The sequence below is a fragment of the Streptomyces sp. NPDC045678 genome, from assembly GCF_056432085.1.
The window spans coordinates 215640-229936 of sequence record NZ_JBWKJS010000008.1; the positions used below are offsets into that span (position 1 = coordinate 215640).

27 protein-coding genes are annotated in these 14297 nt (G+C 65.5%); all 27 read right to left on the minus strand.

What is annotated here, in order from left to right:
• Positions 1-15: 15 nt before the first annotated feature.
• Positions 16-396 (minus strand): 30S ribosomal protein S13, encoded by a 381-nt coding sequence (rpsM, locus tag AC07DO_RS27530; protein ID WP_127912744.1) that lies wholly within the window; start codon positions 394-396, stop codon positions 16-18.
• Between the two features lie 190 nt (positions 397-586).
• On the minus strand, positions 587-700 hold the full coding sequence (gene rpmJ / locus AC07DO_RS27535) for a 50S ribosomal protein L36 (RefSeq protein WP_003948619.1): 114 nt from the start codon (positions 698-700) through the stop codon (positions 587-589).
• A gap of 58 nt (positions 701-758) precedes the next feature.
• The gene (gene infA / locus AC07DO_RS27540; protein ID WP_003948620.1) at positions 759-980 is read right to left on the minus strand and encodes a translation initiation factor IF-1; all 222 of its coding nucleotides are present in this window, start codon (positions 978-980) and stop codon (positions 759-761) included.
• A gap of 161 nt (positions 981-1141) precedes the next feature.
• Positions 1142-1978 (minus strand): type I methionyl aminopeptidase, encoded by an 837-nt coding sequence (map, locus tag AC07DO_RS27545; protein WP_479063427.1) that lies wholly within the window; start codon positions 1976-1978, stop codon positions 1142-1144.
• 98 nt (positions 1979-2076) lie between these two features.
• Positions 2077-2730, minus strand: coding sequence for an adenylate kinase (locus tag AC07DO_RS27550; RefSeq protein WP_479063428.1), 654 nt, complete (start codon positions 2728-2730; stop codon positions 2077-2079).
• Entirely contained in the window at positions 2730-4043 is a 1314-nt protein-coding gene (gene secY, locus AC07DO_RS27555) for a preprotein translocase subunit SecY (protein WP_479063429.1), read from the minus strand. Before secY ends, AC07DO_RS27550 begins: the two co-directional genes overlap by 1 nt.
• A gap of 224 nt (positions 4044-4267) precedes the next feature.
• Positions 4268-4723, minus strand: coding sequence for a 50S ribosomal protein L15 (rplO, locus tag AC07DO_RS27560; protein WP_055564835.1), 456 nt, complete (start codon positions 4721-4723; stop codon positions 4268-4270).
• A 1-nt stretch (position 4724) separates the two neighbouring features.
• Positions 4725-4907: a 50S ribosomal protein L30 gene (rpmD, locus tag AC07DO_RS27565; protein WP_005481207.1), complete on the minus strand. Its 183-nt coding sequence runs from the start codon at positions 4905-4907 to the stop codon at positions 4725-4727.
• Positions 4907-5512, minus strand: coding sequence for a 30S ribosomal protein S5 (gene rpsE, locus AC07DO_RS27570; RefSeq protein ID WP_055564834.1), 606 nt, complete (start codon positions 5510-5512; stop codon positions 4907-4909). Before rpsE ends, rpmD begins: the two co-directional genes overlap by 1 nt.
• Positions 5513-5553: 41 nt before the next feature.
• Positions 5554-5937, minus strand: coding sequence for a 50S ribosomal protein L18 (gene rplR, locus AC07DO_RS27575; protein ID WP_055564833.1), 384 nt, complete (start codon positions 5935-5937; stop codon positions 5554-5556).
• A gap of 3 nt (positions 5938-5940) precedes the next feature.
• On the minus strand, positions 5941-6480 hold the full coding sequence (gene rplF / locus AC07DO_RS27580; RefSeq protein ID WP_055527119.1) for a 50S ribosomal protein L6: 540 nt from the start codon (positions 6478-6480) through the stop codon (positions 5941-5943).
• A 21-nt stretch (positions 6481-6501) separates the two neighbouring features.
• The gene (gene rpsH / locus AC07DO_RS27585) at positions 6502-6900 is read right to left on the minus strand and encodes a 30S ribosomal protein S8 (protein ID WP_018528360.1); all 399 of its coding nucleotides are present in this window, start codon (positions 6898-6900) and stop codon (positions 6502-6504) included.
• A gap of 211 nt (positions 6901-7111) precedes the next feature.
• A complete protein-coding gene (locus tag AC07DO_RS27590; RefSeq protein WP_003956452.1) occupies positions 7112-7297 on the minus strand; it encodes a type Z 30S ribosomal protein S14 in 186 nt (61 codons plus the stop codon).
• A gap of 5 nt (positions 7298-7302) precedes the next feature.
• On the minus strand, positions 7303-7860 hold the full coding sequence (rplE, locus tag AC07DO_RS27595) for a 50S ribosomal protein L5 (RefSeq protein ID WP_055564831.1): 558 nt from the start codon (positions 7858-7860) through the stop codon (positions 7303-7305).
• Positions 7860-8183 carry a 50S ribosomal protein L24 gene (gene rplX, locus AC07DO_RS27600; protein WP_016645174.1) on the minus strand — a complete coding sequence of 108 codons (324 nt, stop codon included), beginning with the start codon at positions 8181-8183 and terminating at the stop codon, positions 7860-7862. Before rplX ends, rplE begins: the two co-directional genes overlap by 1 nt.
• 2 nt (positions 8184-8185) lie before the next feature.
• Positions 8186-8554, minus strand: coding sequence for a 50S ribosomal protein L14 (gene rplN / locus AC07DO_RS27605; protein WP_003974257.1), 369 nt, complete (start codon positions 8552-8554; stop codon positions 8186-8188).
• A gap of 106 nt (positions 8555-8660) precedes the next feature.
• Positions 8661-8948 (minus strand): 30S ribosomal protein S17, encoded by a 288-nt coding sequence (gene rpsQ, locus AC07DO_RS27610; protein WP_150171090.1) that lies wholly within the window; start codon positions 8946-8948, stop codon positions 8661-8663.
• Positions 8948-9172, minus strand: a complete 225-nt coding sequence (gene rpmC, locus AC07DO_RS27615; RefSeq protein WP_006347226.1) for a 50S ribosomal protein L29 — start codon at positions 9170-9172, stop codon at positions 8948-8950. The genes rpsQ and rpmC overlap by 1 nt, the downstream gene beginning before the upstream one ends.
• Complete coding sequence (gene rplP / locus AC07DO_RS27620) at positions 9172-9591, minus strand: 50S ribosomal protein L16 (protein ID WP_055698227.1); 420 nt, start codon at positions 9589-9591, stop codon at positions 9172-9174. The genes rpmC and rplP overlap by 1 nt, the downstream gene beginning before the upstream one ends.
• Positions 9592-9596: 5 nt before the next feature.
• On the minus strand, positions 9597-10430 hold the full coding sequence (gene rpsC / locus AC07DO_RS27625; RefSeq protein WP_055564829.1) for a 30S ribosomal protein S3: 834 nt from the start codon (positions 10428-10430) through the stop codon (positions 9597-9599).
• Positions 10430-10777, minus strand: a complete 348-nt coding sequence (gene rplV / locus AC07DO_RS27630; RefSeq protein WP_004571827.1) for a 50S ribosomal protein L22 — start codon at positions 10775-10777, stop codon at positions 10430-10432. The genes rpsC and rplV overlap by 1 nt, the downstream gene beginning before the upstream one ends.
• A 41-nt stretch (positions 10778-10818) precedes the next feature.
• Positions 10819-11100 (minus strand): 30S ribosomal protein S19, encoded by a 282-nt coding sequence (gene rpsS / locus AC07DO_RS27635; protein ID WP_125514475.1) that lies wholly within the window; start codon positions 11098-11100, stop codon positions 10819-10821.
• A 12-nt stretch (positions 11101-11112) separates the two neighbouring features.
• Complete coding sequence (gene rplB, locus AC07DO_RS27640; RefSeq protein ID WP_055698225.1) at positions 11113-11949, minus strand: 50S ribosomal protein L2; 837 nt, start codon at positions 11947-11949, stop codon at positions 11113-11115.
• A 39-nt stretch (positions 11950-11988) separates the two neighbouring features.
• Positions 11989-12408, minus strand: coding sequence for a 50S ribosomal protein L23 (gene rplW, locus AC07DO_RS27645; RefSeq protein ID WP_055564827.1), 420 nt, complete (start codon positions 12406-12408; stop codon positions 11989-11991).
• The gene (rplD, locus tag AC07DO_RS27650; protein WP_150171088.1) at positions 12408-13061 is read right to left on the minus strand and encodes a 50S ribosomal protein L4; all 654 of its coding nucleotides are present in this window, start codon (positions 13059-13061) and stop codon (positions 12408-12410) included. The genes rplW and rplD overlap by 1 nt, the downstream gene beginning before the upstream one ends.
• A gap of 8 nt (positions 13062-13069) precedes the next feature.
• Positions 13070-13714, minus strand: coding sequence for a 50S ribosomal protein L3 (gene rplC / locus AC07DO_RS27655; RefSeq protein WP_030782583.1), 645 nt, complete (start codon positions 13712-13714; stop codon positions 13070-13072).
• Between the two features lie 14 nt (positions 13715-13728).
• Positions 13729-14037: a 30S ribosomal protein S10 gene (gene rpsJ, locus AC07DO_RS27660; RefSeq protein WP_003948644.1), complete on the minus strand. Its 309-nt coding sequence runs from the start codon at positions 14035-14037 to the stop codon at positions 13729-13731.
• Positions 14038-14297 lie beyond the last annotated feature (260 nt).

Sequence of the window (14297 nt, forward strand, 5' to 3'; positions counted from 1 at the left end):
ACCGCTGAGCGAGGACTACTTCTTGCCCGGCTTCTTCTTACCGGCGATGGCGCGACGCGGGCCCTTGCGGGTGCGGGCGTTCGTGCTGGTGCGCTGACCGCGGACGGGCAGACCACGACGGTGACGGAGACCCTGGTAGCAACCGATCTCGACCTTGCGGCGGATGTCGGCCTGGATCTCGCGACGGAGGTCACCCTCGGTCTTGATGTTGGCGTCCACGTACTCGCGGATCTTGACGAGGTCTTCCTCGGTCAGGTCGCGAACGCGGGTGTTGCGGTCCACCTCGGTGGCGTCCAGCGTCTGCTGGGCCAGCGTGCGGCCGATGCCGAACACGTAGGTGAGGGCGACCTCGATGCGCTTGTCGCGCGGGAGGTCAACGCCTTCAACGCGTGCCATTCATGGCTCCTGTTGATTCTTCGGAGGTCTTCAGCAGAACCACTCCCAGCGGCCGTATGAGGTACCTGCTGGGTCCCCGGCCTCCGACCGGGGGTGTCGCCCTCCATTACCTGAATGGAACTGAAGAGGGACGGGTCCTGCGTATCTACTTACGTGCGTCGCGCGAAAATCTGCGAACTGCAGTCGTGCGTCAGCCCTGGCGCTGCTTGTGGCGCGGGTTGTCGCAGATGATCATGACCCGGCCGTGACGGCGGATCACCCTGCACTTGTCGCAGATCTTCTTGACGCTCGGCTTGACCTTCATTGGGTGAGGTTCTCCGGGTCAGTGCCACCACCCCGCGCGAGCGGGATGCGGGCAAGATCTACTTGTACCGGTAGACGATCCGGCCACGCGTCAGGTCGTACGGAGACAGCTCCACCACGACCCGGTCGTCAGGGAGGATGCGGATGTAGTGCATGCGCATCTTGCCACTGATGTGTGCCAGGACCTGGTGGCCGTTCTGGAGCTCCACCTTGAACATGGCGTTCGGAAGAGACTCGACGACAGTGCCTTCGATCTCGATGGCACCTTGCTTCTTGGCCACGCTTCGCCCTTCGAATCGACTACCTTGATCGACTACATGCTCCGTATGCAGACACACGGATGCACGAGAGCCGACGCGTCAGTCTACGTCAGTGCACTCGGAAAGACGAATCGAGAAAGTCTGCCCCACGACGAAGATCCTTAAGCAAGCGGGTACGGGCCTCAGCCCAGCGGGTCCGGGGCCACCGTCACGCCGTACTCCGCCAGCTTCGCCTTGCCGCAGTCCGGGGACGTGAGAACGATCGGCCCCTCCTCCGTGAGGGCGATCGTGTGCTCCCAGTGCGAGGACCACGTGCCGTCCGTCGTGATGACCGTCCAGTCGTCCTCCAGGACCTCCGTGCGGGGGGTGCCGAGGGAGACCATGGGCTCGATGGCGAGGCAGAAGCCGGGGACCAGCTTGGGGCCCTTGCCGCGGCGGCGCTCGACGTAGTTCAGGAGGTGCGGGTCCATGTGCATCTCGGTGCCGATGCCGTGGCCGCCGTAGTCCTCGACGATCCCGTACTTGCCGCCGCCCGGCTTCGGCTGCCGGCGGATGTACGTCTCGATGGCGCGGGAGATGTCGACGAGCCGGTTGCCCTGCTTCATGGCCGCGAGACCGGCCCACATCGACTCCTCGGTCACCCGGGAGAGCTCGATCAGCTCCGGAGCGTGACCGGTGCCCACGAACGCGGTGTAGGCCGCGTCGCCGTGCCAGCCGTCGACGATGGCGCCCGCGTCGATGGAGATGATGTCGCCGTCCTTCAGGACGGTCTTGTCGTCGGGGATGCCGTGCACGACGACCTCGTTGACCGAGGTGCAGATCGTGGCGGGGAACCCGCCGTACCCGAGGAAGTTCGACTTCGCCCCGTGCTCGGCGATCACCTTGCGGGCGACCTCGTCCAGATCCTTCGTGGTGGCGCCGGGGACCGCCGCCTCACGGGTCGCGGCGTGGATCGCGGCGACGACAAGGCCCGCCTCACGCATCTTCGCGATCTGCTCGGGGGTCTTGATCTGCACCATGGGGCTTCCGCTCTCCGTCTTCCGTCCGACAACCGACGTATACAACACTACGGCCGCGGTCCCCCGAGGGGCACCGCGGCCGGAAACAGCGTACTGAACTACTTGTCGCCCTTGAGCGCGTCCATCGCGCGCTCGGTGACCTCGTCCACCTTGCCGAGCGCCGAGATCGTCACGACCAGACCCTGGGTCCGGTAGTAGTCGATGATCGGCTCGGTCTGCGTGTGGTAGACCTCGAGGCGCTTGCGGACGGTGTCCTCGCTGTCGTCCTCGCGCTGGTAGAGCTCGCCGCCGCAGACGTCGCAGACGCCCTCGGCCTTCGGCTTGCTGTACGTCACGTGGAAGACGTGGCTGGAGTCCTTGCGGCAGATCCGCCGGCCCGCGATCCGCTTGACGACCTCGTCCTCGGGGACCTCGAGGTCCAGGACGGCGTCCAGCTTCACGTCATCGGCCTTGAGCGCCACGTCCAGCGCCTCCGCCTGCGACACGTTGCGCGGGAACCCGTCGAGCAGGAAGCCGTTCTCGGCGTCCGGCTGCGCCATCCGGTCCTTCGCCATACCGATGGTCACCTCGTCGGGGACGAGGTTCCCGGCGTCCATGTACGCCTTCGCCTGCTTGCCCAGGTCCGTGCCCTGGCTGATGTTGGCACGGAAGAGGTCGCCCGTGGAGATGTGCGGGATCGACAGGTTCTTGGCGAGGAACGCGGCCTGCGTTCCCTTGCCCGCACCGGGCGGCCCGACGAGGACGATTCGCATCAGCGGAGGAACCCTTCGTAATTGCGCTGCTGGAGCTGGCTCTCGATCTGCTTCACGGTTTCCAGACCCACACCCACGATGATGAGGATGCTCGTCCCGCCGAACGGGAAGTTCTGGTTCGCCTGGAAGCCCACCAACGCCATCGTCGGCACAAGAGCGATCAGACCCAGATACAGCGAACCCGGCCAGGTGATCCGGTTGAGTACGTAACTCAGGTACTCAGCGGTCGGACGGCCAGCCCGGATGCCCGGGATGAAGCCACCATACTTCTTCATGTTGTCGGCGACTTCCTCGGGGTTGAAGGAGATCGCGACGTAGAAGAAGGCGAAGAAGACGATCAGGACGAAGTACGTGGCGATGTAAATCGGATGGTCACCCTTGGTCAGGTTCGCCTCGATCCACGTCTTCCATCCCGAGTTGCCGCCCGCGAACTGGGCAACCAGCGCCGGAATGTAGAGCAGCGAGGAGGCGAAGATCACAGGGATGATTCCCGCCTGGTTGACCTTCAGCGGAATGTACGTCGACGTTCCGCCGTAGGACCGGCGGCCGATCATTCGCTTCGCGTACTGGACCGGAATGCGACGCTGCGCCTGCTCGACGAAGACCACCAGGCCGACCATCACGAGACCGACCGCGATGACGGTGCCGAACTCGATCCAGCCGCCCGCCAGGTCACCCTGCTGCTTGATGGCCCACAGGGCGCTCGGGAAGGTCGCGGCGATCGAGATGAACATCAGGATCGACATGCCGTTGCCGATGCCGCGGTCGGTGATGAGCTCACCGAGCCACATGACGCAGGCCGTACCGGCCGTCATCGTGATGACCATCGTGATGGTGACGAAGATCGACTGGTCGGGCACGATCTCGCTGGCCACGGGGCAGCCCTGGAAGAGCGTGCCGGTGCGGGCGGTGGCCACGAGGCCGGTGCCCTGGAGGATCGCGAGCGCGATGGTCAGATAGCGCGTGTACTGCGTGATCTTCGCGGTGCCGGCCTGGCCCTCCTTCTTGAGGGCCTCGAGTCGCGGGATCACCACGGTCAGCAGCTGCAGAATGATGCTCGCCGTGATGTACGGCATGATGCCGAGCGCGAAGATCGTGATCTGCAGCAGCGCGCCACCGCTGAACATGTTGACGAGACCGAACAGGCCCTGGTTCGCATTGGCGTTGTCGATACAGGTCTGGACGTTCCGGTAGTCGACACCGGGAATCGGCACATGCGTACCCACCCGATAGATCACGATGATGCCGAGTGTGAAGAGCAGCTTCTTGCGCAGGTCGGGCGTCTTGAACGCCCGGGCGAACGCGGTGAGCACGGTGCCTCCTGCGACCCCCGCGCGCGTGCGCCAGAGGTGGTGGTCTGAGGTTCGACGAATACGTATCAGTCAAGAAAACCGTGCGGGCAGACCGCACGGAGCTTAGACAGTGCACGCCACCTTACCGGCGACCGTGCCCCCCTAGGAACGACCAACCGGGGATGCCCCTTTTGTGGGGCATCCCCGGCTGGGAATCGCTCATGTCATCGACACGTCTGGATGAATCAGACGAGCTCGGTGACGGTACCGCCGGCGGCGGTGATCTTCTCCTTGGCGGAGCCGGAGACGGCGTCGACCGTCACCTGCAGCGCCACGGTGACCTCACCCTGGCCGAGCACCTTGACGAGGCTGTTCTTGCGAACGGCACCCTTGGCGACGAGACCCTCGACGGTGACCTCGCCACCCTCCGGGTACAGCGCGCTCAGCTTGTCGAGGTTCACGACCTGGAACTCGGTCTTGAACGGGTTCTTGAAGCCCTTGAGCTTCGGGAGACGCATGTGGAGGGGCATCTGGCCACCCTCGAAGCGCTCCGGAACCTGGTAACGGGCCTTGGTGCCCTTGGTACCACGACCAGCGGTCTTACCCTTGGACGCCTCACCACGACCCACACGGGTCTTGGCGGTCTTGGCGCCCGGGGCGGGCCGGAGGTTGTGGACCTTCAGCGGGTTCTGCTCCGCCATGTCAGTCGACCTCCTCAACCGTCACGAGGTGGCGGACGGTGTGCACCATGCCGCGGAACTCGGGGCGGTCCTCCTTGACGACCTGCGTGTTGATGCCCTTGAGACCAAGGGAACGCAGGGTGTCGCGGTGGTTCTGCTTGCTGCCGATGTACGACTTCGTCTGCGTGATCTTGAGCTGTGCCATTACGCACCCGCTCCCGCACGCGCACGAAGCAGAGCCGCGGGGGCGACGTCCTCGAGGGGCAGACCACGGCGAGCCGCGATCTCCTCGGGACGCTGCAGGCCCTTGAGGGCCGCCACGGTCGCGTGCACGATGTTGATCGCGTTGTCGGAGCCCAGGGACTTCGACAGGATGTCGTGCACGCCGGCGCACTCGAGCACGGCTCGCACCGGGCCACCGGCGATAACACCGGTACCGGGGGAAGCAGGCTTGAGCAGGACGACGCCCGCGGCCTTCTCGCCCTGGATCGGGTGCGGGATGGTGCCCTGGATACGGGGGACCTTGAAGAAGTGCTTCTTGGCCTCCTCAACACCCTTGGCGATGGCGGCCGGCACCTCCTTGGCCTTGCCGTAACCGACACCCACGGTGCCGTCACCGTCGCCCACTACGACGAGCGCAGTGAAGCTGAAGCGACGACCACCCTTCACAACCTTGGCGACGCGGTTGATCGCGACAACGCGCTCAACGTACGCGGTCTTCTCGGCGGCGGCGTTGCCACCGTCGCGACCCTTCCGGTCCCGCCGCTCGCCGCCACCGGCACCGCCACCGCGGCGCTGGGGTCCAGCCATTGGAATTACCTCTCTCTGTTTCCGCTAGCTACGGAACCGACTCAGAACTTGAGTCCGGCTTCGCGGGCGGCGTCCGCCAGGGCGGCGATGCGCCCGGCGTACTGGTTACCACCACGGTCGAACACGACAGTCTCGACACCGGCGGCCTTGGCGCGCTCGGCGACCAGGGCGCCGACCGACTTGGCGGCCGCGGACTTGTCGCCCTCGGCGCCGCGGATCGTGGTGTCCAGGGTCGAGGCCGACGCAAGGGTGTGACCCTTGATGTCGTCGATGACCTGGGCCACGATGTGGCGGTTCGAGCGCGTCACGACCAGGCGCGGACGCTCAGCCGTACCCGAGATGTGCTTACGGATGCGGATGTGACGACGCTTGATGGCAGCACGCTTGTAAGCGTCGCCCTTAGCAATCTTGACACCGTATGCCATGGCTTACTTACCCGCCTTTCCGACCTTGCGGCGGATGACTTCGCCTTCGTACTTGACGCCCTTGGCCTTGTACGGGTCGGGCTTGCGCAGCTTGCGGATGTTGGCCGCAACCTCGCCGACCTTCTGCTTGTCGATGCCCTCGACCGAGAACTTGGTCGCCGATTCGACCTTGAAGGAGATGCCCTCGGGCGCCTCGATCAGGATCGGGTGGCTGTAGCCGAGCGAGAACTCCAGGTTGGAGCCCTTCGCCAGGACGCGGTAACCGACACCGCTGATTTCGAGCTTCTTCACGTAACCCTGGGTCACGCCGGTGATCATGTTCGCCACCAGCGTGCGGGACAGGCCGTGGAGGGCCTTGTTCTGACGCTCGTCGTTCGGGCGGGTGACGTTCAGGACGCCGTCCTCACCCTTAGCGATCTCGATCGGCGCGACGATGGTGTGGCTCAGGGTGCCCTTGGGACCCTTGACCGCGACCGTCTGGCCGTCGATGGTGACGTCCACGCCGGCGGGAACCGTGATGGGGAGCTTGCCAATACGCGACATTAGCTATTCCTCCGTTCCCGACTACCAGACGTAGGCGAGGACTTCCCCACCTACGCCCTTCTTGCCTGCCTGCTGGCCGGTCAGGAGACCGTGCGACGTGGAGATGATCGCCACGCCGAGGCCGCCGAGGACCTTCGGCAGGTTGGTGGACTTCGCGTAAACCCGGAGACCGGGCTTGGAGATCCGCTTGATGCCCGCGATGGAGCGCTCACGGTTCGGGCCGAACTTCAGCTCGAGAACGAGGTTCTTGCCAACCTCGGCGTCCTCGACCTTCCAGCCCGTGATGAAGCCCTCCTGCTGGAGGATCTCCGCGATGTGAGACTTGATCTTGCTGTGCGGCATCGCCACGGTGTCGTGGTACGCCGAGTTCGCGTTACGCAGACGAGTCAGCATGTCCGCGATCGGATCAGTCATGGTCATGAATTGGCCTTCGGCCTCTCTCGCCGGGGTTTCCTATCTGCGCCATCCCTCTCCCCACTCAGAGGCGGGACGGGTGCGGCGCGGGGACCTACGGCGTAGTAAGTCGGTCAGGGCGGCAGACGCCCAACCCTCCTAGCCTAAGCCATCTGGAGGAGGGCGGCTGCCAGCCCTTTACTTACCGAGAGATCCAGGCAGTCCCAAAAAGCGGGGACTACCAGGAGCTCTTGGTCACGCCCGGGAGCTCGCCACGGTGAGCCATCTCACGAAGGCACACGCGGCAGAGGCCGAACTTGCGGTAGACGGAGTGCGGGCGGCCGCAGCGCTGGCAGCGGGTGTACGCACGCACACCGAACTTGGGCTTACGAGCAGCCTTGGCAATCAGAGCCTTCTTCGCCATCTCGCTTACGCCTCCTTGAACGGGAAGCCGAGGTGACGAAGGAGCGCACGGCCCTCAGCGTCGTTGGTCGCCGTGGTCACCACGGTGATGTCCATACCCCGGACGCGGTCGATCTTGTCCTGGTCGATCTCGTGGAACATGACCTGCTCCGTGAGACCGAAGGTGTAGTTGCCACGGCCGTCGAACTGCTTGGGGGACAGACCACGGAAGTCGCGGATGCGCGGCAGCGCGAGCGACAGGGTGCGGTCCAGGAACTCCCACATGCGGTCGCCACGGAGCGTGACGTGGCAGCCGATCGGCTGGCCCTCGCGCAGCTTGAACTGCGCGATGGACTTCCGGGCCTTCGTCACGGCCGGCTTCTGACCGGTGATCGTGGTGAGGTCGCGGATGGCGCCGTCGATCAGCTTCGAGTCACGGGCGGCGTCGCCGACACCCATGTTGACCACGATCTTGACCAGGCCGGGGATCTGCATGACGTTCTCGTACGAGAACTCCTCACGCAGCTTGCCCGTGATCTCCTCGCGGTACTTCGTCTTGAGACGCGGAGTGGTGGTGGTCGTCATCAGATGTCCTCACCCGTCCGCTTGGCAACGCGGATCTTGTTGCCCTCGTCGTCGAAGCGGTAACCGACGCGCGTGACGACCTTGTTGCCGTCCTTCTCCACGACCAGCTGGACGTTGGAGACGTGGACGGGGGCCTCGGTGGTCACGATGCCGCCGGCCTGCGAGCCGCTGGCGGTCGGGCCGGCCTTCGTGTGCTTCTTGACCCGGTTGACACCCTCGACCAGGACGCGCTCGTCGCGCGGGTAAGCGGCAATGACCTTGCCCTGCTTGCCCTTGTCCTTACCGGTGATGACCTGGACCAGGTCGCCCTTCTTGATCTTCATGCTTACAGCACCTCCGGCGCGAGCGAGATGATCTTCATGAACTTCTTCTCGCGCAGCTCACGGCCGACGGGGCCGAAGATACGGGTGCCGCGAGGGTCGCCGTCGTTCTTCAGAATGACGGCGGCGTTCTCGTCGAAGCGGATGTACGAGCCGTCCGGACGGCGGCGCTCCTTGACGGTGCGAACGATGACCGCCTTGACGACGTCACCCTTCTTCACGTTGCCACCGGGGATCGCGTCCTTCACGGTGGCGACGATGACGTCACCGATGCCCGCGTAGCGGCGACCCGAGCCACCGAGAACACGGATGGTGAGAATTTCCTTCGCACCCGTGTTGTCGGCGACGCGCAGTCGCGACTCCTGCTGGATCACGTCTATCTCCTGTTTGTCTGCCGGTTCCCGGCAGGGGCTTCTCTCTTACGAGATGGGCCCCTGCCGAGCCTGGCGGAACGAACCCTGAGGGATACCCCTCAGAGAATTACTTGGCCTTCTCGAGGATCTCGACGATGCGCCAGCGCTTGGTGGCGGACAGCGGACGCGTCTCCATCAGGAGGACGCGGTCGCCGACGCCGGCAGCGTTCTGCTCGTCGTGCGCCTTGAGCTTGTTCGTACGGCGGATGACCTTGCCGTACAGCGCGTGGGTCACGCGGTCCTCGACAGCGACGACGACGGTCTTGTCCATCTTGTCGCTGACGACCAGACCCTGACGGGTCTTGCGGAAGCCGCGGGCGGCCTTCGTCTCTTCAGTCACGTTGCTCTCGCTCATCAGGCGCTCTCCACCGTCTCGATGCCCAGCTCGCGCTCACGCATGAGGGTGTAGATCCGCGCGATGTCCTTACGGACGGCCTTGAGCCGGCCGTGGTTCTCGAGCTGGCCCGTCGCCGCCTGGAAGCGGAGGTTGAACAGCTCTTCCTTGGCCTCGCGAAGCTTGTTGACAAGCTCCTCGTTGCCCAGCTCGCGCAGCTCGGACGCCTTGGTACCGGCCGACATCACGACTCACCTGCCTCGCGCCGGACGATGCGGCACTTCATCGGAAGCTTGTGAGCAGCGCGGGTGAGCGCCTCACGAGCAATCTTCTCGTTCGGGTACGACAGCTCGAACATCACGCGTCCGGGCTTGACGTTGGCGACCCACCACTCCGGCGAACCCTTACCGGAACCCATGCGGGTCTCGGCAGGCTTCTTGGTGAGGGGGCGGTCCGGGTAGATGTTGATCCAGACCTTGCCGCCACGCTTGATGTGACGCGTCATGGCGATACGAGCGGCCTCGATCTGACGGTTCGTCACGTACGCCGGGGTCAGCGCCTGGATGCCGTACTCGCCGAACGCAACCTGCGTGCCACCCTTGGACATACCGCTGCGCTTCGGGTGGTGCTGCTTGCGGTGCTTGACCCTACGGGGGATCAGCATTTCGGTCAGGCCTCCGTTCCGGTGCTCTCAGCAGCCGGAGCAGCGGCGGGCGCCTCGGCCTTGGGGGCCTCGGCGGCCGGAGCCGACTGCTGCGGCTTGCGACCGCGACCGCCACGCTCGCCACCGCGGCCACCACGGGCCGGGCGGTCGTTGCCACCACGGGCCGGGCGGTTGCCGGCGCGGGCAGCGGCGTTCTCGGCGCGGACCTCGGCGATGTTCTTGACGTCGCCCTTGTAGATCCAGACCTTCACGCCGATGCGGCCGAAGGTCGTCTTGGCCTCGAAGAAGCCGTAGTCCACGTTGGCGCGGAGCGTGTGCAGGGGCACACGGCCCTCGCGGTAGAACTCCGAGCGCGACATCTCGGCGCCACCGAGGCGGCCACCACACTGGATCTTGATGCCCTTGGCGCCCGCCTTCATCGCCGACTGCATGCTCTTACGCATGGCGCGACGGAAGGAGACGCGGGAGGACAGCTGCTCCGCGACGGCCTGGGCCACGAGCTGAGCGTCGACCTCGGGGTTCTTGACCTCGAGGATGTTCAGCTGGACCTGCTTGCCCGTGAGCTTCTCGAGGTCACCGCGGATGCGGTCGGCCTCGGCGCCACGGCGGCCGATGACGATGCCGGGACGAGCGGTGTGGATGTCCACACGCACGCGGTCACGGGTGCGCTCGATCTCAACCTTCGAGATGCCGGCGCGCTCCATGCCGGACGTCATCATCCGACGGATGGCGACGTCTTCCTTGACGTAGTCCTTGTACAGCTTGTCGGCGTACCAACGCGACTTGAAGTCGGTCGTGACACCGAGCCGGAACCCGTGCGGGTTTACCTTCTGGCCCATTACCGGGTTCCTTCCTTGCTGCTGACGACCACGGTGATGTGGCTGGTCCGCTTACGGATCCGGTAGGCACGGCCCTGAGCACGCGGACGGAACCGCTTCAGGGTCGGGCCCTCATCCACGTACGCCTCGCTGATGACCAGCGAAGAGGCGTCGGTGTGGTCGTAGTTGTGCGCGGCGTTGGCAATGGCGCTGTCCAGCACCTTGCCGACCGGCACGCTCGCGGCCTGCGGGGCGAAACGCAGGACCGCCTGAGCCTCCGTGGCATCCATGCCACGGATGAGGTCCACCACGCGGCGGGCCTTCATGGGCGTGACGCGGATGTACCGCGCCTGGGCCCTGGCTTCCATGGTTGTCCCTTCGGTGTTAGTCATAGTCGTTCCACCCCGCGCTAGCGGCGCTTCGACTTCCGGTCGTCCTTGACGTGGCCGCGGAAGGTGCGAGTCGGCGAGAACTCGCCGAGCTTGTGGCCGACCATCGACTCGGTGACGAACACCGGGATGTGGGTCTTGCCGTTGTGCACCGCGATCGTGTGACCCAGCATGCTGGGAATGATCATCGAGCGCCGGGACCAGGTCTTGATGACGTTCTTGGTGCCTGCTTCGTTCTGGACGTCCACCTTCTTTACGAGGTGGTCGTCGACGAAGGGCCCCTTCTTGAGACTGCGCGGCATCTAAACCCGCTCCTAGCGCTTCTTGTTCGACTTGCGGCGACGGACGATGTACTTGTTGCTCGCCTTGTTGCGATCACGAGTACGACCCTCCTTCTTGCCCCACGGCGAGACCGGGTGACGTCCACCGGAGGTCTTGCCTTCACCACCACCGTGCGGGTGGTCGACCGGGTTCATCACGACACCACGCACGGTCGGGCGGACGCCCTTCCAGCGCATACGGCCGGCCTTGCCCCAGTTGATGTTCGACTGCTCGGCGTTGCCGACCTCGCCGATGGTGGCGCGGCAGCGGACGTCGACCAGGCGGATCTCACCGGACGGCATGCGAAGGTGCGCCATGGCGCCTTCCTTCGCGAGCAGCTGCACGGAGGCACCCGCGGAGCGGGCGAACTTCGCGCCGCCGCCGGGCCGCAGCTCGATGGCGTGGATCGTCGTACCCACGGGGATGTTGCGCAGCGCCATGTTGTTGCCGGGCTTGATGTCGGCACCGGGGCCGCTCTCAATCCGGTCACCCTGCTGCGTGCCGCGCGGGGCGAGGATGTAGCGCTTCTCGCCGTCCGCGTAGTGCAGCAGCGCGATGCGCGCCGTGCGGTTGGGGTCGTACTCGATGTGCGCGACCTTGGCCGGCACGCCGTCCTTGTCGTGACGACGGAAGTCGATCACGCGGTAGGCGCGCTTGTGTCCGCCACCCTGGTGACGAACGGTGATCCGACCGGCGTTGTTACGGCCGCCCTTGCTGTGCAGCGGGCGAACCAGCGACTTCTCCGGCGTGGACCGCGTTACCTCGACGAAGTCGGCGACGCTGGAGCCACGACGGCCCGGCGTAGTCGGCTTGTACTTGCGGATTCCCATTTCTCAGTCCTCGTCCGATATTCGGACCAGGGCACTCCGTTAGGAGGCCTGGCCGAAGATGTCGATACGGTCGCCCTCAGCAAGGGTCACGATGGCGCGCTTGGTGTCGGCACGCTTGCCGAACCCGGTGCGCGTACGCTTCCGCTTGCCCTGACGGTTGATCGTGTTGACGCCGGTGACCTTGACCGAGAAGACCGCCTCGACGGCCTGCTTGATCTGGGTCTTGTTGGCGCCCGGAGCCACGATGAACGTGTACTTGCCCTCGTCGAGCAGCGCGTACGACTTCTCGGAGACGACCGGCTTGACGAGGACGTCGCGCGGGTCCGAGAAGGACTTGCTCAGCGGGGTGGGCTCAACGGCGATCTTGCCCTCGGTCGCGATGCGCTTCGCCTTGGCGACGCGCGCGGCCTTGGCGGCCTTCGCGGCCTTGGACGCGATGCTCTGGTGACGGATGGCCATCAGGCTTCGCTCCCTTCGGTGTCAGTGGCCTTCGGGCCGGACACGAAGGACTCGAACGCGGCCTTGGTGAAGACCACGTCGTCCGAGACGAGCACGTCGTACGTGTTCAGCTGGCCCGGCTCCAGGATGTGGACCTGGGGCAGGTTGCGGGCGGAGAGCAGCGACAGCTCGTCCGAGCGCTCGATGACCAGGAGCACGTTCTTGCGCTCGCTGACCTTGCCGAGCAGGCTCTTCGCGGCCTTCGTCGAGATCTCGCCCTCGACCACGCCGGAGACGACGTGGATGCGGGAGTTGCGCGCCCGGTCGGTGAGGGCGTGACGCAGAGCGGCAGCCTTCATCTTCTTGGGGGTGCGCTGGGAGTAGTCACGCGGCACGGGGCCGTGGACGACGCCACCGCCGGCGAACTGCGGCGCACGGGTCGAACCCTGGCGCGCGCGGCCGGTGCCCTTCTGGCGGTAAGGCTTCTTGCCACCACCACGGACTTCACCGCGGGTCTTGGTCTTGTGCGTGCCCTGACGGGCCGCGGCCAGCTGCGCGACGACGACCTGGTGGATCAGCGGGATGCTGATCTTCTCGACGTCGAAGATCTCCGCGGGGAGCTCGACCGTCCCGGTCTTGTCGCCTGCCGGCGAAAGGATGTCAATGGTGCTCATGGGTTACCTCAGGCCCCCTTGGCCGCGGTACGGACCAGGACGAGGCCGCCGTTCGGACCAGGAACCGCGCCCTTGATGAGCAGCAGACCCTTCTCCGCGTCAACGGCGTGGACGGTCAGGTTCTGGGTGGTGACCCGCTCGTTGCCCATGCGACCCGCCATGCGCATGCCCTTGAAGACACGGCCGGGGGTGGCACAGCCACCGATGGAACCGGGCTTGCGGTGCACGCGGTGGGCACCGTGGGAGGCCTTGCCGCCGTGGAAGTTGTGACGCTTCATCACACCGGCGAAGCCCTTGCCCTTGCTCTTGCCGGTGACGTCGACCTTGATACCGGCCTCGAACGTCTCGGCAGTCAGCTCCTGGCCGAGGGTGTACTCGCTGGCACCAGCGGTACGGATCTCGACGAGGTGGCGACGGGGGGTCACGTCGGCCTTGGCGAAGTGGCCCTTGAGGGGCTTGTTCACCTTGCGCGGGTCGATCTCGCCGAAGGCGATCTGGACCGACTCGTAGCCGTCGCTGTCATTCGTACGGACCTGGGTAACGACGCAGGGCCCGGCCTTGACCACGGTCACCGGGACGACACGGTTGTTCTCGTCCCAGACCTGGGTCATGCCGAGCTTCTCGCCCAGGATGCCCTTGATCTGCTTGGTCATCTTCTTCGCGCCCTTCAGAGCTTGATCTCGATGTCAACGCCGGCCGGAAGGTCCAGGCGCATCAGCGAGTCAACGGTCTTGGGGGTCGGGTCGAGGATGTCGATCAGGCGCTTGTGCGTGCGCATCTCGAAGTGCTCGCGAGAGTCCTTGTACTTGTGCGGCGACTTGATGACGCAGTACACGTTCTTCTCAGTGGGCAGCGGCACCGGGCCCGCGACCGACGCACCAGTGCGGGTCACCGTCTCGACGATCTTCTTCGCCGAAGAGTCGATGACCTCGTGGTCGTAGGCCTTGAGCCGGATGCGGATCTTCTGTCCCGCCATGGCTACTTAGTAGTCCTTCGTCTCGAACGCTCTGGCTCCCGGGAGGCCCTTTTTTCTACCTCCTCCGACCCACGCGGTCGGGCGTGTCGCAGTCCCGCTCACACAGTTCTCCCGAAGGAGTTCCCTGCTAGGGGCTGCGGCCCTCGATGACCGCGGGTCCGGGGGAAGAAACCCACCGGGCGCCTGGCCGAGCAACCGCACTGCACTTCCCGAAAGATTCCCGTACGTCCGCCAAAGCGCTGCCGCTAGCGACAGATAAG